The organism is Leptospira mtsangambouensis (assembly GCF_004770475.1).
Classification (GTDB): Bacteria; Spirochaetota; Leptospiria; order Leptospirales; family Leptospiraceae; genus Leptospira_A; species Leptospira_A mtsangambouensis.
The window spans coordinates 1,264,102-1,284,330 of sequence record NZ_RQHK01000002.1; the positions used below are offsets into that span (position 1 = coordinate 1,264,102).

15 protein-coding genes are annotated in these 20,229 nt (G+C 40.7%); 10 read left to right on the forward strand and 5 right to left on the reverse strand.

Annotated features, from left to right (window positions below; genetic code table 11):
• Nucleotides 1–7: 7 nt before the first annotated feature.
• The 10 genes from EHR01_RS05890 (at nt 8) to lpxB (ending at nt 14,232) form a co-directional block, all read left to right on the forward strand.
• A complete protein-coding gene (locus EHR01_RS05890; protein ID WP_135693733.1) occupies nt 8–3,178 on the forward strand; it encodes a fibronectin type III domain-containing protein in 3,171 nt (1,056 codons plus the stop codon).
• A gap of 180 nt (nt 3,179–3,358) precedes the next feature.
• Nucleotides 3,359–4,627, forward strand: a complete 1,269-nt coding sequence (locus EHR01_RS05895) for a Vgb family protein (protein ID WP_135693734.1) — start codon at nt 3,359–3,361, stop codon at nt 4,625–4,627.
• 79 nt (nt 4,628–4,706) lie between these two features.
• Nucleotides 4,707–6,620, forward strand: a complete 1,914-nt coding sequence (locus EHR01_RS05900; RefSeq protein WP_135693735.1) for a PAS domain-containing sensor histidine kinase — start codon at nt 4,707–4,709, stop codon at nt 6,618–6,620.
• A 163-nt stretch (nt 6,621–6,783) separates the two neighbouring features.
• Nucleotides 6,784–7,953, forward strand: a complete 1,170-nt coding sequence (sucC, locus tag EHR01_RS05905) for an ADP-forming succinate--CoA ligase subunit beta (protein WP_135693736.1) — start codon at nt 6,784–6,786, stop codon at nt 7,951–7,953.
• Between the two features lie 12 nt (nt 7,954–7,965).
• Nucleotides 7,966–8,856 carry a succinate--CoA ligase subunit alpha gene (sucD, locus tag EHR01_RS05910; protein ID WP_135693737.1) on the forward strand — a complete coding sequence of 297 codons (891 nt, stop codon included), beginning with the start codon at nt 7,966–7,968 and terminating at the stop codon, nt 8,854–8,856.
• Between the two features lie 59 nt (nt 8,857–8,915).
• Nucleotides 8,916–10,457 carry a TolC family protein gene (locus EHR01_RS05915; protein WP_135693738.1) on the forward strand — a complete coding sequence of 514 codons (1,542 nt, stop codon included), beginning with the start codon at nt 8,916–8,918 and terminating at the stop codon, nt 10,455–10,457.
• 21 nt (nt 10,458–10,478) lie between these two features.
• Nucleotides 10,479–11,933, forward strand: coding sequence for a hypothetical protein (locus EHR01_RS05920; protein WP_135693739.1), 1,455 nt, complete (start codon nt 10,479–10,481; stop codon nt 11,931–11,933).
• 11 nt (nt 11,934–11,944) lie between these two features.
• Nucleotides 11,945–12,175, forward strand: coding sequence for an FmdB family zinc ribbon protein (locus EHR01_RS05925; RefSeq protein WP_135693740.1), 231 nt, complete (start codon nt 11,945–11,947; stop codon nt 12,173–12,175).
• A gap of 10 nt (nt 12,176–12,185) precedes the next feature.
• Nucleotides 12,186–13,046 (forward strand): LpxI family protein, encoded by an 861-nt coding sequence (locus EHR01_RS05930; RefSeq protein ID WP_135693741.1) that lies wholly within the window; start codon nt 12,186–12,188, stop codon nt 13,044–13,046.
• Nucleotides 13,021–14,232 carry a lipid-A-disaccharide synthase gene (lpxB, locus tag EHR01_RS05935; RefSeq protein ID WP_135693742.1) on the forward strand — a complete coding sequence of 404 codons (1,212 nt, stop codon included), beginning with the start codon at nt 13,021–13,023 and terminating at the stop codon, nt 14,230–14,232. The genes EHR01_RS05930 and lpxB overlap by 26 nt, the downstream gene beginning before the upstream one ends.
• Here lpxB and EHR01_RS05940 read toward each other — a convergent pair.
• From EHR01_RS05940 to EHR01_RS05960, 5 genes are all read right to left on the reverse strand, one after another.
• Nucleotides 14,206–14,574, reverse strand: a complete 369-nt coding sequence (locus EHR01_RS05940) for a hypothetical protein (RefSeq protein WP_135693743.1) — start codon at nt 14,572–14,574, stop codon at nt 14,206–14,208. The two genes, lpxB and EHR01_RS05940, sit on opposite strands and share 27 nt — an antisense overlap.
• Nucleotides 14,559–16,742: an LIC_12586 family protein gene (locus EHR01_RS05945; protein WP_244309981.1), complete on the reverse strand. Its 2,184-nt coding sequence runs from the start codon at nt 16,740–16,742 to the stop codon at nt 14,559–14,561. The genes EHR01_RS05940 and EHR01_RS05945 overlap by 16 nt, the downstream gene beginning before the upstream one ends.
• Before the next feature lie 6 nt (nt 16,743–16,748).
• Entirely contained in the window at nt 16,749–17,441 is a 693-nt protein-coding gene (locus EHR01_RS05950) for an LIC12587 family lipoprotein (protein ID WP_135693744.1), read from the reverse strand.
• Nucleotides 17,441–19,456, reverse strand: coding sequence for an ATP-dependent helicase (locus EHR01_RS05955; RefSeq protein WP_208721743.1), 2,016 nt, complete (start codon nt 19,454–19,456; stop codon nt 17,441–17,443). The genes EHR01_RS05950 and EHR01_RS05955 overlap by 1 nt, the downstream gene beginning before the upstream one ends.
• A 68-nt stretch (nt 19,457–19,524) precedes the next feature.
• Nucleotides 19,525–20,121: a glutathione S-transferase family protein gene (locus EHR01_RS05960; RefSeq protein ID WP_135693746.1), complete on the reverse strand. Its 597-nt coding sequence runs from the start codon at nt 20,119–20,121 to the stop codon at nt 19,525–19,527.
• Nucleotides 20,122–20,229 lie beyond the last annotated feature (108 nt).

Consider the following 20,229-nt stretch of genomic DNA (forward strand, 5'->3'; position numbering starts at 1 on the left):
CTTAAAAGTGAAAAAAATAATTAGTATTCTCATCATGGGCCAACTTTTGGTCTCATGTATTGCTTTTTTGGATTTTTCCAAAGAATCAGATAAAAAACTCCAAGAGCTTGGCCTGGTTGCTGGCTCTGTCACAAGTGTTGGTAGTGTCACTGCAGGACCTGCCGGAACCATGATCAAATCGACAGATGGAAATTTTGAAGTTTTGATCCCTCCAGGTGCGATGGATGAGGAAAAAACCTTTTCCATCAAAAAATATAACTTCGCTCCTTCTAGTTTGCCCAATGGCTACATTCCAACAACGGAAGCTTATGAGATCACTCCTTCTTATCGATTTAAAAAAGATGTTGTGATCTCTATCGTTCAAGAGACGGAAAAAATTGAAGCCTTGAACCTAGCAAAACAAAAGTCACAAGGTTTCATTTACTCCACAACTCCAGACAGCGACAACTCAGGACGAGTGACAGGTGGATGGGATACTGGCCTAACGACTGCTAGTGGTGACAAAATCCAATTCCAATCCCGAACTTTTTCCATCTTTGGTGGAGGAACACCTCCCCCAGGCAATGGTGCCCCCAATATCGTGGGAGCCTTTTATGATTTCAAACCGGGTGGATCCTTTTTACCATTCCGAGTTCGTGCCCAAATCATCGAACCAGATGGTGATAATATGAATGTTTATTTGGTCACAGGTCCTGCAGGACAAGGTACGGTTGCCATTCCTATGACATCGGAACCTGGGAACTGGTATTCGGCTCTCATCCCTTATGAAGCAATGGTCCAAACTGGAATCCAAATTCAAATTCTTGCAGTTGATATTTATGGAAATAACACAACAAGACCAAGTACTGATATGTTTGTTTATCCAGTGAGTTCTGGGAATCCAGCTTATGTTAGTAATTATGATACAGACAAAGATAACGACGGTTATCTGGATGCATGGGAAATTGATAATGGATTCAATCCAAACAATGCATCATCTCCCAATGCAAGCTCATTTCCTGATAACGATCTAGATGGAATTCCGAATGTTGCGGATCATACACCAAACGGTGAACTCAATCCTCAAATTGATGCTTTAACTGTCATCCCAGTCCAAGCAAGAATGTACCTCGATGAAAAAATCACATTCTCAATTTTAGCGACGTATCTTGGTTCTCCTCGCTATGTAAGATCTACCTTTGTCACTACCGGAAATGCACTCAGCGGTACACCAGTGGGAGAATTTTCTTCTTCAGTTTTCCAAGCAATTGCCCCGGGAATTGCAGGAGTTCAGGTAACAGTTGGTTCCTTCCAAGCAACTTCCACAGTAACAGTCGTAGACACTCTCCCTCCAAACAATATCACTACGCTCACTGCAACGGCGATGTCGACAACAAGAGTTCGATTGCGTTGGCAAGCTCCTGGAAATGATGGCCCATTTGGAAAAGTAAGTGCTTACGAAATTCGAAGATCCACTAACAACATAGATACGGATGCAAAATGTTCACAAGCAAGCACCATCTTCCATACACTGACTCCAAAAAATGCAGGGTCTGTGGAAATTTGGGATGCAAACGGACATTCTCCAAATTCAACTTATTTCTATTGTATCCGTGCCTATGACCATAATGGAAATCGAAACGAATGGGCATCATCAAATGTATCAGCCACTACGTATGCAGTGAGTGATACAGTAAGACCTGCGGATATAACCACTCTCACAGCAACTGCGATCACAAATGAATCCATCCAACTTTCTTGGACAGCGGTTGGTGATGATGGGAATACTGGGAATGCTTCTTCATACGAAATCCGTAGATCGGCAAGTGTCATCAACACAGATACCGATTGTGACAATAGTCATGAAATATCAAACTCCATTAGCGGAGTCAGTGTTGGAACCAATATCAGTATCAATGCTTCGCAATTAAGTGCCAATACAAGATATTATTTTTGTGTCAGAGCTTATGATGAAGTTGGAAACAGAAGTCGTTGGAATGGAGTTGTTTCTGCGATTACGATGATTGGAAACTTACCACCGATTGTTAATGCAGGTCCTGACCAATACAATGCGATGGCGACAGCACCAGTGACACTCAATGGTTCACAATCCTATGACCCAGACTCCGGTGTTTGTTCTGCCAATCCAGCAAGTTATGTTTATAGCTGGACCATTATATCCAAACCACTCACTTCCAATTTGACAAACGCTCAAATCACAAACGGCACCCAATTGAATGCTTCGTTTATCCCTGATGTCGCAGGCGTTTACACACTTGAGTTACGATTTTTAGATTCTAGTTCCACATGTTTCGGTGGTCCTAGAATGGGAACGGATTTTGTCCAAATCACAGTCCATGAAAGTGATTTAGTCCCTCCTGCACAAGTTTCGTCCTTTATTGGAACGGCCATTTCTCAAGACCAAATTCAATTGTCTTGGTTAAATGTGGGTGATGATGGAATGACTGGAAGTATTAACCGTTACGAAATTGGAGTTTCAATCAATCCAATCACGAACGAAAATGAATGTTTGAACGCACCTTGGAAATACTCGCCAAACATCACAAACTTTGTTCCGAATGCCCAAGTTGCCACTGTCATTGGTGGATTATTCCAAAATACAACTTATCATGTTTGTATCGCAGGTTATGATGAAGTGGGTAACCGTGGACAGGCAAATATAGGACTCACAGTGACAACCATTGCGGGAACTTCTGGTTGGGGCCAATGGACAGAATGGACTGGCTGTAGCACAAAATGTGGGTTAGGTACCCGCACAAGATCCCGCATCTGTTTGGATCCAGTCGCTGGATGTGGCGGTTCAGGCGTAGAAACCATATCTTGCCACTTAAAAACTTGTGATGTCAATATTTACGTCGCCAACAATAACGCAAATGGTTATACCGAATCGGTTTCATGCCCAGCAGGTTATGTCCGAGGTTCAAACACTACCGTGCAAGTTAACTCAGGTACATACCAACACCATGGCTGGGATTACTTTTTGCCAGGTTGGGCATGTGGTGCTTATCGAGGTTATACTTCGGTTACGACACCAGGCGGGTTTTCTTTCAATAATACCTCCGATGGAGTTGTAGTCTATTTCTCGAATTCAAATCCACCAGCGACTGACCTTCCGTGTACGAGCTTTGTATTGGAATCAAATCGTACAATCGGTATCTACTGCTCGGAAGTTCCTTAATAAAAAAGTCTCAGTCATTCCTTTTCCAAGGGATGGCTGAGCAAATTGATTGTTTCTTGTACGTTTGCTGTAGGGAGTGCCCCTTCCTACAGTATCTTCGGACTCCTCCGAATCCCTAAATTTCCTTTCCTAGTTGCATGATTGAACAGAGTTCCAATACCATGCTCTCAGAAACAATTTATGAACCGCTCCTTTCTGCCGTTTCTTGTCCTTTCCTTTCTTTTCGCTTGCTCCGAACCAAAGGCAGACAACCTTTGCGATGCAGACGACAGCTTTTTCCTACCCAACATTCTCTACAGGCTGATCGTAAAAGACAAAAGCAATCAATGTGGGTACAGAGTGTTTCCGAAATTACCCGCATGCCAATTGGAATATGAAGAAACTCATTTAGCAGAAAATTGGCCCCAGGTCAAGGCCGAGATGGAAACTCAATTTTCCCTTGGTTCCTTTGCCTCAGAAACCCTATTCCAATACAGACCTGAAACGGTAGCTACTGTGACAGGGAACGGTTTAACAGCTTTTCAAGGTGCACTCAATGCACCGAATGGAGAGGTTTATTTTCTGCCTTATGACTCGACTATGTTTTTATCAATCAATCCGCTTTCCAAAACGTATACGAATGCTGGACCATCTGCTGGTGGTGTGGAGTTTATTGGAGGATCGCTCGGACCATCCGGAAAAATTTATTTAGCACCTCATGTTTCCAATGCTTTCCTTTCGTTAGATACAACAAATAACAACCAAAAGACGACAATTGGTAGTCAAACAATGGTTAGTGCTGCTTACAACGGAGCCATGTATGCTCCAAACGGAAAGATCTACTTTGTTCCAAGTTCAGAAACAATCATTCGTTACTATGATACAAATTCAGGCACAATTGGATCGGTGGCAACACCCACAACGGGGGGATTTTCCTCGGCCGTTCTCACACCCCAAGGAAAAATCTACTTTATTCCTTTTACTACGACCACAATGTACATTTTAGATATTAAGGATGATTCTGTAACAACCCATCCACATGCATTTCCAGGAAGTAATGCTTATATTTCTGGAGTTCTCACTCCGAATGGCAGAATTTATATGATTCCCTATAATAACATCCCGCTCATTTATTTGGACACAGACTCTGGGCAAATTGTGACTGTTTCCAATATTCCCGGAGCGACTGGATCAAATTTGTTTAATGGAGCAGTGCTTGCACCAAACGGAAAAATCTATCCTGTTCCAAGTGACAATTATTCAAACTTTATCTCGATTGATACCAAAGACCATACCTTCACCACCCTCTTCCCCAAAATTGGATCATCTTATCGCGGGGGGGCTCTTGGGCCGAATGGCGAAATTTATTTTGCTCCTCATGGAGCCAATCGTTTTGACCTAATCTTTACCAATTCCATTGGAAAATTCTGCAATTCCCTAAGACTCTCACCTTACTGGAACAAATTATAGGCGGAGATTTTCCAAGGATTTCCGTCTTCTTTTCGTCTGATCTTCCAAGGTCTTCAAAAAGAAGCCGGCAGAACAATCGATGGAACCAATCAACCAAACTGATCCTACTTCTTTTGTTCTCTTTGCAGATAGTTTACCAATGGGAGTTTTTCTCTTCGAATCTCCCACAAACCAATTTTCTTTAGAAAGCAAATTGGTTTATGCGAATCCAATTGCGAAGTCATTTTTCGAATCAGATGTAGATAAAAATAGTTCCCTTACCATAAGGGAGATATTTTTTCCTTTCGGAAACGAAGAGTTTTTGACTCAAACTTTCTCATCGTTACAAAAAGAAAAGTCCTCACCAATTTATTTGGATGCAGAGAATCCGAAACACGAGAAAAAAAACAATCGGAAGGTTTACACACTCCGCGCACAAGCACTCTCTCCCCAAGTATTTTATATTCTATTGGAAGATGCCACAAAACAAATATTTGCTGGTCTTTCATTCCAAGAAAAAGAATCTCAGCTTAGCCATGTTTTGAAAACCATGATCAACGGTGTGGTCGTTGTTAACCTGCAAGGACAAATCATTTATGCAAATGATAGTGCAGCAAAAATTCTTTCATTAGAAATTGACCAAATAGAAAACAAATACTTTGCCTCAAAAGAATGGAAACAAATCAGAGAAGATGGTTCACCTTTTCCCTCTGAGGAACTCCCTCTATCCATCGCTTTAAGCCAACAAAAAACAGTTTACCACTGCGAACATGGGATCATCGCGGAAGGCGAAAAAATCAAATGGTTAAACATCAATGCAACACCAATCTATGATGCAGAAGGAAAACTTGAAGGTGCAACCGCTAGTTTTCTTGATATTACTGAATTAAAAAACACACAAAATACAATCGGATTAAAAAACAGGAAATTAAAAGCAATCCTTGATGCCATTGAACGGTCTGCGATTGTCAGCATTGCTGACACAAAGGGTATCATCCAAAGAGCAAACCAAAAATTTGTCCAAATCTCCGGGTATTCCGAAAAAGAGCTGTTAGGTTCCGATCATAAAAAACTCAACTCAAAATTCCATCCCAAGGAATTTTGGGAAAAAATGTGGAAAGACATATCATCCGGCCGACCCTGGGAAGGGATCATTCGAAACCAATCCAAACAAGGAAATTTCTTCTGGTTACAAACGTATATCCACCCGTTGTACGATTCGAATGACAATATCGAATCGTTTTTATCCATTCGGTTTGATATTACGGAAGAAGTAGAAGCCTTAGAAAACACAAACAGAATGCTTCATTTTACAGGGATTCAAAACAGTCGCCTACAGAATTTTGCATATATTGTTTCACACAATATCCGCCAACACTCCTCCAATTTTTCTTCTCTCATCGAACTACTCGAAGAAAATCCAAACGAAGAAGAAAGAAAAAATATCGTGAACATGTTGCACGCTTCTTCAGAAAAACTGAACGAAACCATCACCCATTTAAATGATATCATTTCCATTAATCAGATGTTAAACAAACCAATGGAAGTTTGTATTATTGAAGAGGAAGTGCAAAAAACTTTAAATATACTCAAAGGTTCCATCGAATCTAGAAATATTCAAATATTTGTGGAAATTGAAGAGAATTTAAGACTGACGATCATTCCTGCTTATTTAGAAAGTATCGTCTTGAATCTAATATCAAATGCAATTAAGTATGTTAGATTAAAAGATGGGGCTTTCATTCGAATCTCTGCAAAGAAAGCGGAGGGACAGGTTTTACTTCGTGTGGAAGACAATGGGCTTGGAATCAATTTAGAAAAACATGGAAATAAAATTTTTGGAATGTTTAAAACCTTTCACAAAAACGAAGACGCTAGGGGAATCGGACTTTTTATCACAAAATCCCAAGTGGAGGTCCTTGGCGGAACCATTACGGTAGAGAGCACTGAAGGCGAAGGCTCCACGTTCACCGTGTTCATTCCAGAAAATCCAAACAAAACCATCCATTTTTAAATGACCCTGCTGAATCTCTATACATCTGAAAAACTTCCCTCAAACCAAAGTTTGTATCGATAGAACCGATCATTCGGTCTTGACAATCTCACCCAACACACGAGCCTTACCCTAGTGATCCGTAAGTATACCCTACGGACGTACCAATGACATAAGGAAATCCATGAAAGTCCACGAATACCAGGCCAAAGAAATCCTACGTAGACACAATGCCAACGTTCCCTTCGGAAAGGTCATCGACACTGTCGGTGATTTCGAAAAGGCATATAACGAAGTTGTCCAAAAATCACCCGTAGTGGTGGTGAAAGCCCAAATCCACGCAGGTGGACGAGGAAAAGGTGGTGGAGTCAAAGTCGCAAAGACAAAAGATGACGCCAAAGCTGCAGCAGAGAAAATTCTCGGAATGCAACTCATCACTCCTCAGACCGGCCCAGAAGGAAAAAAAGTTCTCAAAGTTTATTTGGAACAAGGTCTTGAAATTGCAAAAGAATACTACTTATCGATCCTTCTCGATCGTGCCATCCGTAAAACCATCATCATGGCTTCTACAGAAGGTGGAATGGAAATCGAAGAAGTAGCTGAAACTCACCCAGAAAAAATCATCAAAATCCAAGTTGATCCGGGTATTGGAATCCAAGGTTCACAAGTGCGAGAACTCGCCTTTGCTTTAGGAATCCCTGCAGAGGCACAAAAGTCTTTTACAGCTCTTGTGAATTCAGTATACAACGCATACATCAAAGAAGATGCGGCTCTACTTGAAATCAACCCTCTCATCCTTACAAAACAAAATGAAATCATTGCAGGTGACTGTAAGATGGATTTGGATGAAAACGCTCTTTATCGCCATGCTGACAACGAAGCTCTTCGTGATATCACAGAAGAAGATCCGTATGAAGTAAAAGCAAAAGAATACAACCTCAACTATGTAAAATTAGATGGAAACATTGGTTGTATGGTAAACGGTGCCGGTCTTGCCATGGCAACGATGGACATCGTTAAGTTAGCTGGTGCAGAGCCTGCAAACTTTTTGGATGTTGGAGGTGGGGCAAACCCTACTACCGTGGAAAACGGCTTTCGACTCATCCTTTCTGATCCAAACGTAAAAGGTATTTTTGTAAACGTGTTTGGTGGGATCGTTCGTTGTGACCGTGTTGCTGTTGGTATTATCGAAGCAACAAAAAAGGTAAACGTGACTGTTCCTGTAGTGGTTCGATTAAAAGGAACCAATGCAGAAGAAGGGAAAAAAATCCTAAACGAATCCGGTATGAACATTGTGGGAGTGGAAGGACTCCGTGACGCGGCAGACAAAATTGTCTCCCTAATCAAAAAATAGGAACGAATAAACATGGCTGTATTAGTTGATGAAAATACAAGAGTAGTCGTCCAAGGGATCACCGGTAAGGAAGGATCCTTTCATGCGACTCAAATGTTGGAATATGGTACAAAGGTAGTTGCGGGAGTAACTCCAGGCAAAGGTGGCCAAATCTGGACTTCTGAGTTTGGAAAAACGGCTCCAGTTCGTAACACCATTAAAGATGCAATGAAAGAAGACGGTGCAAACGCTGCCGTAATCTTTGTTCCGCCTCCATTTGCTGCGGATGCAATTTTAGAAGGTATTTTTGCTGAAATCCCACTTGTGGTTTGTATCACAGAAGGAATCCCGACTCACGATATGCTCAAAGTATACAGTGTGCTCAGGAATTCTAAAACAAAACTAGTAGGACCAAACTGCCCGGGCGTCATTAACCCTCGTTACAGTGTAAAAATGGGAATTATGCCAGGTTTTATCCACACTCCAGGAAATATTGGAATCGTTTCTCGTTCTGGAACTTTGACTTATGAATCCGTTGCTTCCCTCACAGCAGCAGGCCTTGGCCAATCTACTTGTATCGGAATCGGGGGAGACCCAGTTCCAGGGATGAACCACGTAGAAGCAGTTCGTCTTTTGAATGAAGATCCAGATACTGAAGGCATTGTGATGATTGGTGAGATCGGTGGAACTTCGGAAGAAGAAGCTGCTGCTTACATCAAAGCTCATGTCAAAAAACCAGTGGTTGGTTTTATCGCAGGCCAAACAGCTCCTCCAGGAAAACGTATGGGCCATGCCGGTGCGATCATTTCTGGTGGAATGGGAACTGCCACTTCAAAAATTGCAGCAATGAAAGACGCTGGTGTCAGCATCTGTGCTCATATTGGTGAAGTTGGTGATAAAATGAAGGCTGCCCTTAAAAAATAAGGGCATCGGCATAAAAAAAAACAGCTATTCAAGGGGAATGAGGAGTCTGAATTAAGAGTATGGAACAACGTTCATGGGTTTCAAGTACATTGATTCTCCTCGTTTCCGTAAGCCTATTGGCTGCGGAATCTGGAGATAAGGGATTTACACTTAGCTTACAAGACGCAGTCAAGTATGCCATTGAAAACAACCGCGAGGTCATGCAGGCCCGTTTGGAATTGGCCAAGGCCGATTCGAACTTGATGAAGTTTGAATCAAAGTATTCTTGGCGTGCCCTTTCCAAGGCTGAATTGGATCAGAAAAAATTCCCTTTCAACCAAAACAATATTTTTACGGGAACTAAAACCCAAACCACCACTTATAGTGCTGGGTTAGAAAAACTTTTTACAACGGGAACTTACTTCAAACTGGAAGCAAAGTCCCAACGATTTGACTCAAACGCTTTTGAAGATCCAAATAAAACTCCTGCGGGATTTAGTGCCTTAGGACTTCCACCTTTATATACTGATACCCTTTCTGTGACCATTGCGCAAGATTTGTTAAAAAATGCTTTTGGTGCCAATGAAAGGAACATGGAAAAAATCCTCGAAAACCAAACAGAGATCATGCGCGAGCAAATGGAAGACCAAGTTGCAAGCAAAGTGGTCGCAACCCTTGTGGACTATTGGAATTTTTCTGTTAAGGATTCTGGATACCAAACCTTCGAACAACTATTAAAAAATACTAAGAACGTAAGAGACCTAACCATTCGAAAACAAGGCCTTGGACTTTCTGAAAGTTTTGAAGTCAACCAATGGAATGCCCTCCTCTCTCAAGTGGAAGGACAGATGGCACAGGCAGCGGCTGAAAAAGAAGAAGCAAGGCGAAAACTGATTCGTTCCTTAAACCTTCCTGAAGACACTATCTTCCAAAAAACAACTCCGCTTTCAGAAACTCTTCCTTCTAAACTGGATTACCAAGCTGACATCGAATACGCATACAAACATAGAGCTGATTTTAAAGCCATTATCCGTAAAAAAGAAAATGCTGAACTTTCTATGAGAACTGCCAAAAATGAAGCACTTCCTTCTTTAAAAGCTGCGGGAACTTATGGATACCAAGCACAAAATACAATCAGTCCTCAGAACAATTATTCTGATAAAGGATCGGGTGTATTTTCTTACCAATACCCAGTGATGCAAGGTTCGCTCGATCTTTCTTATCCGATCATGGACAAAGGGGTGAAAGCTGGAATTCGTGATGCAGAAATTCAAAAACGCCAAGTTTCATTGGAAGAAGCAGACCTTACCAAAGCGGTTTCTGACGACGTCAAAACAAGAATCGATATCCTTAAAGCATCATTCCAAGTGATGGAAAATGCAAAACGGACAGAAGAAGAATCTAAAAAATACTACAACGGCGTTTTACGTTCTTTCCAACAAGGAAGATTCAATGCACTTGCTGTCAAAAATGCCTTAGATACTTTGGTCCAAGACCAATTGTCACTAGTTCGAGCAAAAGTAGACTACAACATCAATTTACACAGATACTATGTTGCAAAGAATGCTTTATTTGAAGAATACGGAGTGGACAGATCCAAACTCCTACCTGAAAATCTATAACCACCAAACGGGAGGATCCTTTTGATACGCTCCCGTGTATTTCTTGTTCTCGGACTAGTTTTCCTCTTTCTCATCCTTGTAACTTATGCCTTCGTTGACTTTCGAGAGAGAGAAGACAAGGCCTATGATCTTTATCAGTCGGAAGCCTATCTAAAAGTCCTTGGCCTATATTCTGAAACAGAGATTCCAACAAACGAATTAGAACTGACCATTCTTTCCCAAACCATTTCTCAATTGGAAAAGAAATTAAACGGAAAAGAACCTTCGAAAGACCTTCTTTCTCGGTTTCAATCAAGAAAGGGCACAAAACTTGTCGAATGGGAAACCACTCGTGGAACCTACTACCATCTTGAAGATCCCTATCTCTCTCATTTAAAAAAACATGGAGACGGATACAAACGAGCACTCTTAACAAAGATTGGCACTATCTCCAAACCAATCCCCAAACAAGAAGTCTCTCAACTTCTCCTCCAACTCATTCTTGAAGATCCCCGTGGTATGGAGGAAAGTTATAGTCGTTCACTCGCAAACCTCCTCAGTTTTCCTTTTGAACCCATTGGAGAAATTGAGTCTGGATTTTTATTACAGACACTCCATTTTCTAGCAAATACTTCAAACACGAACCTTTTCCACCAAACAGCGACAATACGAGGGAAAAACGTAAACCTCCGAAGTGGTCCTGGCCGAGAAAATTCAGAACAGGGAAAGGTAAGTGAACCAGAACTTACTTTTTGTTTAGAGGAAGATCCAGCAACAGAATCCATCGCCGGAACAGCCGGACATTGGAAACGATGTTACTTTCCAATGCTTCAAAAATCGGCTTGGATCTTTTCCGGATTTCTTACCGAAATTCCGCCGAGTGCAGAACTTGTGGCTGAATTTGAAAAACGTTTTAAGTCGGTTGAAAACGAAATTCGAATCGACTTTGAAGGATGGAATGGAAACCAAATTCCAGCTACTTTTTTTGGGAATTACATCCCTAGAGACTCTGTGCGCATTTCCGGAGAAACCGGATTTCCAATCTATGGACTCACAAAAGGTTCCAAAAATTGGCAGAGGATTTGTAAAAAACTTTCGGGCGATAAGAACTACTTTGAGTTTTCGTTTCAGCCCACAGACTCCGAAGTTCCCATACCTTTTTTAGAACTCCACTTAAACTATGACAACAAAGAACACCTTGCTTATTCCATTTCGCTAGACCAAGAATCAATTTGGGTAAATAAAAATCGATATGTCCTCGACGGAGAAAAAAGAAGAGAAAACCTGTCCTTACACATTGGATCTCATGAAGGGGACAAATGGAACGCAAGCCTATGGAGGCGGAACACGGGACTCATCCAGTCCATTCGCTCCCTCCCTCTAGACGCGACGGTTCTTGCGTCCGGTCGATACTCTTGGGAAATTTGCCTTCCATTGGCAAAAGAACCAAACCGAGAACAAGTGTTACTTTTTGAAATCAGAACAGGAATCCATTAGAGGAGGAGATTATGGCTACCTACGATTACCATTGTAATACATGCGGAAAGGACTTTGAACATGTCCAATCAATGAAAGATGATGCTCTCACAGAATGTCTCTGTGGAAAAAAAGGATCGGTAGAAAGACGCATTTCTGCAAGTGCCGGAATCATCTTCAAAGGTTCTGGATTTTACGTAACAGATTATAAAAAAGACAATTCCACTCCTTCTTCCGGTAATACCGGTTCAGGAACTACTTAAGGTTCTCTCTTTGGCACAGAAAGGCCGATTAGCCATTATTGCTGGTGGTGGGGAACTCCCCCATATTGGAATGACCGAGGCTTTGGCCGCAGGGGAAGACCCCCTGTTTCTTGGGCTCATTGAGTCTGATTTTTCGCCGAGAGAACACAGTGCACGTACAATCCCAGTCCATATCACCCAAGTAGGCAAAATTCTCAAAACCATTCAAAAGGAAAAGATCACAAGAATTTTAATGCTCGGTAAGGTGCGAAAAGACCTACTCTTTCAAAAGTTAAAATTCGATCTAAAGGCCCTTGCCATCCTAGCAAAAACCATCAACCGAAATGACTATCCCATCTTTTTAGCCATTGCCGATGAGTTTGAGGCCATGGGAGTCAAAGTGATCTCTCAAAAGATCTACCTAAAATCATTACTCCTTCCGGAAGGAAGATACACTCCTAAAAAGTTTGGATCCCAAGAACTAAAAGACATCGACTTTGGGATGTTTTACGCCGAAAAAATGGCAGATTTAGACATTGGGCAAATGGTTGTGGTTTGCGATGAATCGGTGATCGCAGTGGAAGCTGTGGAAGGGACTGATGAAACCATCAAACGAGGTGGTTTGTATACCAAAAAGAAAGGAGATGCTGTCGTTTGCAAAAGCCCCAAAGCCAAACAAGATGACCGTTTCGACTTACCCACCATTGGAATCCATACCTTTCAAATGATGCTCGAAAGTGGTTGTAAAACACTATGCATTCGCGAAGGAGAAACCTTAGTTGTGGATCCAAAAGATGCAATTGAATTTGCCACCAAACATAAATTAAACTTTTGTGTGATAGGAAAAAACGGTAGTAAGGTTCTCAATGGTAAACAAAAAAAAGTCCCATAGTATCCAATCAGACAAAAACATCTTAGTCATTGCCGGGGAACATTCTGGCGATTTACTCGGAGCTGACCTATTACAAGAATTGTCCATTCTAGAACCAGAATACAAGTTCTATGGAATTGGCGGAGAAGGAATGATCCACCAAGGCCTAGATTCCATGGAAGAATTAGAACACCTTAGTGTGATCGGATTTTCCGAAGCCTTAAAAAAATACAGTTTTTTGAAAAAAATATTTTATCGTGTTTTAGAAGAAACCAATCTTAGGCCAACCAAACTTGCTATTTTAATTGATTACCCAGGATTTAACTTACGTTTGGCGAAAGAATTAAAACAGAGAGGAATCCCAACTGTTTTCTATGTATCACCTCAAATTTGGGCATGGAAGTTCAACCGTATCTATTTTATCAAAGAACAGATTGCACTGATGCTCACCCTCTTTCGATTTGAAGAAGAGATTTATACGGAATACGGAGTGAATGCCAAGTTTGTGGGTCACCCCATCACCAAACGAATTCCTGAAAAATTAAAAAAAGAACCGGTGATCACAGAGAAACTTCCCGATTCCCACCATGGGTATACAGTAGGTCTCTTACCTGGCTCCAGAAAAGGTGAAATTAGAAGGTTGATCGACCCCATTCTCGGAACAGCTGCCCTCCTCCACGAACATTGCAAATTGGAAAAAAAGAAAGTGGTATTCCTTCTGCCCAACATCAATGCGAAAGAAGAATCCTTTATTTTAGAAAAAATTGAGTCGTTAAAACAAATCCATCCTGACATCCAAATTCATTATTTGTGGAATGCCTCTTTACGGGTAATGGAAACTAGTGACCTTCTTCTCATTGCGTCTGGAACGGCCACATTAGAAGGACTTTATTTTGAAACACCGATGGTCATTCTTTATAAGGTGAGTTTGTTTACTTATCTTTTAGGGTCCCTTCTCATGAGATCCAAGTTCATTGGCCTTGCGAATATCCTTTCGGGTGAGGAAGTTTGCCGGGAGATTACCCAAAACGAATGCCAGCCAAAGTATATTTTTGAGGAGGCTTGGAAAATTCTTTCCAATACAAAACTCAGAAATAAAATCAAAGGGATTCTTCGGGATGCAAAAGAAAGAGAACTAGGAACCACCAATGCTTCCAAAAAGGCAGCAAAGGAAATCCAATCACTCCTTCGCGGTCTTTCGAATTAAACGAACCACTCGATTTTCCCAAGTCCCAATCCAAGACTTGGGTTTTAGATCCGCATATAAAAAATATCCTTTAATGGATTCTTCGTCGCTTGCTGCTAATCGGATTCCGACTGAATCCAATTCTAAACGCAAGTCCTCTACCCCATTCCAAAGGACCTTATTTTCTTCCGGTAAAATATTCAATAAATGGGTTCTATTTTCCCACTCAAGAACCCATTCTCCACCAAATGCGGGCAATTTGGAAATTTCGGGAGCAATGTCTGCTGGATTTTTTTTGTCTTTGCATTGAAAACAAATTAAGAAAAGAAAAATGAATCCAAAGGTAACTATTTGATGACGCATTTATTTTCCTCTTCTGTAAAACTGAAAGTCCCTCGCGATACTCCCACCGCGCCATAAGCAGTGAAGGCATAGTTTCCATTTTTGTTGTTCCCATAACCTTTCAAATCTAAGGTATCACTGAAAACTACTAAATTAGAAATATAGTCCATATCCGAATAACGGCTCAAATCAAATTCAATTCTAAAGGGTTTTTTGAAAGGACTAAGATCCATTTCTAGCTTAGGAACCAAATCTGCCTGCTTAAAATCAACTCCAAATAATTTGAGTGAATATGAAGTTCGTGCATCTTTATGAAGGCTATAATAATCACTTCCAATACTATTAAAACTATAATCTAAACTAACATGAGTTGGTTTTAATTCCGCTCCACAGAAATTCATCCAAGGGTCTGACCAGGGATATTCACTTAACACCAAACTCAAACCAAAGTTAGGTGTTTTACTCGCAAAATATGATACAGCAGATAATTTAGAATTTGAATTACCCAAATTCAAAACAAGATTCATTCGACCATCTTTCACAAGAAAATTCCCTTTGGCTTCTCCTAAGGATTGGGATCCACTATATGGAATATAATTAGCAATTTGAATGGAGAGATCCAAATTCATCATTTCCAAAAAGTATTTATAAATCTTTGTTTGGTAAAAGTATTCTTCTGGAATTAGTTTTTCTTGTCTTTCCCTGATTTCTTCTAAGGTTTCCTGTTTCCAGTCTTCATACAATGGTTTCCAATCATTGGCAGTTAAATCCGGTGTTTGGAAATTCAGTTTTGTTTTGGATTGTAATGGGTAATAATAGGTTCCGTCCGTTTTTTTTGACCTACCCCAAGTGGAATTCCCTCCGCCAGAAAGGTGGGTTGGTTTTCCAAAAAATAAAGAATCAAAATTGAAAGTCCACTCGTTGCCTTCGGTTAGTTTTAAGGACAAATTTCCTTTTTCTAACTGCAGTAGTTTAGAGTCCCACTGGAGATCTGAACCAGTAACTTCCCCTCGTAGTAAAAACCATTTGTTTTTATCACCTGTTTCTGTTAGGTCAATATTACCTTTTAAAGTTCCTGATAAAGGAAGTGTGAAGTTGCCTGAAAGGTCAGATATCCTTTCTGCAATGTCTTCCAGAGATTCAATTTGAAATTCGAAATGTCTGTCGAGAACTGTTTCCTTTACGGTTTCTGATTTGATTGAAGTTTTGATACGAAAATCAGTTCCCAAAAATTCCCTTTCTTCTTTGTTCGGAGTAAATAAAAACAACTCACGAAATCGAAACCCATCCAAAATATAATTTTCAAAAAAAGGAAGAGGAATAAACGAATTTTCAAACTCAACATCTCCCTTTGCCACAAATCCAGAAACAGGGTCACGACTCACCTTTCCTTCACCAGAAAGTACTGCTGAATGAACGCTGGATCCAAAAAGGTAATTGGTAAGGATGATGGCTTCCTCCGATGGATAGTTTTTCCATTTAAATTCAAACTGAAACTCATCCAAACCGGCTTCACTAAATTCCCCTTCTCCTTTGATTCGAGTGGAGTTCGGAATCCAAAACCAACCGTTGTTATATGAAAGGTACAATCGTTTGTTTTTTCGTTTTAAAACAATATCCCAACCTTCTTTCCAGTCGACCAAAGTAGAATCATTCTGTTTGACAGTAAGCCTCGCATCATGAAACCGAATGTCCTTTAGTTTGCTCTTTTGTGCATATTCGATGAGTTGATTTCGTAAACTGGCATTTTCATTTAATACCAAATGAGGGCTATAAAAATCGATTTGTTCGACAGTGGGAGATTCTTTGAAATAACTGGAAAGTCGAAAGGTTACTTTTTTTACCTTCAACATATGGTCGTTAAAGGAAAAGTCTTCTTCATTCGAAACCACAAGGTCTTCGATGATAAGACCCTCTCTTAAGGAAAAGTCAAGAACCCCAATGTCAACCGCTTTGCCGAGTTCTTTGTTAATGGTATAAGATACCACTTTCCTAAGTTGTACTAAAGGGATGCGGTAATTGCGGAGATAAAACTCAAGACCGTAATAACAGAGGATAAAACAAAAAAAGATAAACCCAAGTGCTAAAAACGAAAATAGAACCCGTTTGTTTTCACGGATTCTATTCAGTAGGTAAATAAATGATTGCCTAAAAAGAATTAGGCGTTGTAAAGAAAAGATTCGTTCCAAAAGAACTTAGAGTTTGCCCTCCGGCTGCAATACTTCCAAACATTCCTTCTGAATGGACTTCAGAGTTTCGTTGTTCGGAAATTCTTCCAATCCTAAATTGGCAACTTGCAAACCTTTTTGGTAAAAACCTGTGTTCTTATACTCAAAGCCCATTTTTAAATATGTCTTTGCAGCAGTTTCATAATAGAATTCGTCTTTTTTCTGATTCCCTTTGGTGTAAGTTTTCGTAAGTGTCGCAAGAGCAGGATAGTATTCCCTTTCTGCCACAAGTGATTGCACTACGAGTTTTTTACGTTCCATAAGGTTCGTGTTTTTATCCAATCTTTCGGATTGGTTTAGGAATTGAATGGCTTTCGAATATTCATTTTTTCCCACGTAAGCTTTGCCCATTGTGAGATTCCACTCAGAAAGTTGGACAGGGTTGGACTTTGCCTGGTTCACTTGGTTGAGTGTCGAAATTGTTTCATCATATTTTCCAAGATCGAGTAGAAGTTTTCCTTTTCGGATCACTAGTTTGTCTCGGGATTCGTCAGATAAAGTAGAGGATTTGAGATCAGCATCGATGGATTCGATTTGGGCCAAATGGGACCCTGTATTGATTTTGGAAACTCCTAGTTTTTGGTTTCCTTGATTTGATGCACAATTTTCAAATGCCACAACCAACGCCAAAATGAGGGTTAGTGGGAGAATCGATTTCATTAGCCTACCTTTAGTTTGTCTAATTCCTCTAAGAAATTCTTAGTTTCTGTGTCTCTATCCTTTGTTTCCATCGGGAAAAAAAGAACAGCGTCCTGAGACAGCTCATTTAAAAACCGAGAGGGGGCACTCTCGATTTGCTCCCCAAATTTGCGTCTTGTACGAGCCGAAGTCAAGTACAATTTTCGCCTTGGGCGAGTCATACCCACGTAGAGAAGGCGTCTTTCTTCATCGACCACTTCCCCTTCTTCTTCTATAACACGTGAGTTCGGTAAAATTCCCTCTTCCAGGCCCACTAAAAAAACTAAATCGTATTCCAATCCTTTGGATTGGTGCATGGTGAGGAGCTGGACCCGGCGGTCTTCCTCGTCCTCTTTGGGTTCATCTTCCATCAGGAGGACAAGCCTCTGTAAAAAGTCGAAAATGGTGGCCTTTCCTTCACGGCCCTCTTCCTCTTCAAAAAAGGACAACATGTTCACAAGTTCACTCAAATTGTAAATTCGAGCTTTGACCACTTTCTCTTCGGTTTCTTCCATGGAGATTTCCCGCTCAAAACCGATTTGGGTGATCATTTCCCGAAGAACCGGAGCCAGTTTCGGCGACATTGCAAATTTCTTTTTAAAAGCATCCACAAGTTCTACAAACTGGTAGATTTCTTGTCTTACCTTAGCTTTTATTTCGGGCAAATAGTCGGGACTCTCAATCATTTTATGAAAGATTTCATACAAAGAGAGTTTGTGGGTGAAGGCTTCCTCTTGCAGTTTTTGCATGGTGCCGGGGCCTATTCCACGTTTCGGGTAGTTGATGATTCGAAGTAATGAATAATCATCCTTAGGGTTTGCCACATAACGTAAGTAAGAGATACAGTCCCGAATTTCTTTTCGATCAAAGAAATTATAACCGCCCACTACCTTGTACGGAATACTCCGGTTACGAAGTTCTTCTTCAAAGGGACGAGATTGGAAATTGGTGCGAAAGAGGATGGCAACTTCTTTTCCCTTAAATTCATTTTTGATGAGTAAAGTCTGGATCCTACCAGCCACAAAAATGGCTTCTTCTCTTTCATCAGCGGTTTCATAATATTCCACTCGTTCCGCAGAAGGGATACGACTATAGAGAGTTTTTTCCTTACGGCCTTTGTTGTTTTGGATGAGAGAGTTTGCCGCTTGTATGATGAGGGATGTCGAACGATAGTTCTCCAGTAATCTTACTACTTTTGCATGAGGGAATTCCCTCTCAAAATTGAGGATGAGTTGGACATTGGAACCACGAAAGGCATATATACTTTGGTCGTCATCCCCCACAACACAAAGGTTATCACTTTTCCCGCGGAAAAGTGATAAAAACTCATATTGGAGTTGGTTTGTATCTTGGAATTCATCCACCAAATAATATTCGTGTTTTCTTTGGTAATAGGCAGCAATTTCAGGAAACTCAGCTAACAGACGTTTGGGAAGTAAAATCAAGTCATCAAAGTCGATTGCATTTTTTTCCTTTAAGCCCTCTTCATACATGGAAAAAAGTTCCGCTGCGACAAGATCAAATTCTTCAGTAAGCCCATTGTCTCTCGGATGGACCTGTGTATTTTTCGCATAAGAAATACGGCGTAGGATTTCTTTCGGAGGAACTTTTTTAGGATCTAAACGTTTGGACTTTAATAGATCAGATATAAATGCTTCTTGGTCAGTTCCATTGAATAACAAAAAGGTTTCGTTGTATCCAAGTTTTGTGATATGTTCTTTTAATATCTTTAAACCTAACGAATGAAAGGTGGAAAGAGTGATTCCTTTCAGTTTTTCCCTGGGAACCATTTTCCTGAGGCGTTCGGCCATCTCTTTGGCACTTTTATTCGTAAAAGAAAGAGCAACAATTTTACTCGCAGGGATTTTTACCCCTTCCACCATATGAGCAATCCGGTTGGTGATGACCCTGGTTTTTCCAGATCCTGCACCAGCAAAGACCAAAAGGGGACCTTGGATGGTGGAGACTGCTTCCATTTGCGCCGCATTCAATTTCATAAGGGGACCGGTAAGGGACATAATCCAAGGAAATCCCATCTGGTCGAGTGAAAAACGGCTGTTCTTTATTACTTAGGGGCTGTTTCCTTCCAAGATTTGTTCTGGCCGTGGAAGTTTAAAAAACCGGCAAAAACTGGATCTTCATCGATTGGTAGAACAGAACGAAACCGAATCCAATCAAGGGCTGAGTAAAGGGCAATTTCCGAGAGTCCAATTTTCCCATCCGTAAAGAAAAAATGACCGTTTAACTCACGTTTGATATAATCCAAAATAGAACTGATCCGAAGTGCATTTTTTGTCAGATAAGGAGCGGCATCTGGTTTGATCCCTTCTTTATTCAAATAAAACAGTAAAATTCCATTGTCGAGAGCTTGGTCTATGGCAGTCAGCAAATTTGCTTCTCTGTAATGGTGGGGTCCTTTTTGGGGGCGAAAGTTCCCATTGCCTTTTGTCTCAAAAATATAATCGGTGATGGTATGGCTGTCCCAAATTTTCAAATCATCAATTTCAGCATAAGGAATTTTCCAAAGAGGAGTTTTTTCACGTAATTCTTTTTGGCCGGCTTCCGTCATGGTATCGGTTAGAGAAAAAGGAATACCTAATTCCAAACAAAGAAAACGAATCCTTCTTACATAAGGAGATGTGATGCTTCCATATAATTTCATATGGAGATAGTTTTCCTTATCCCGGAATCCGCAAGAGGAAGATTTTGAGTACGACAAAAAAGATGGAAAATCTCTATACAATCCACGGAAACCGATTTCCTTTGTCAG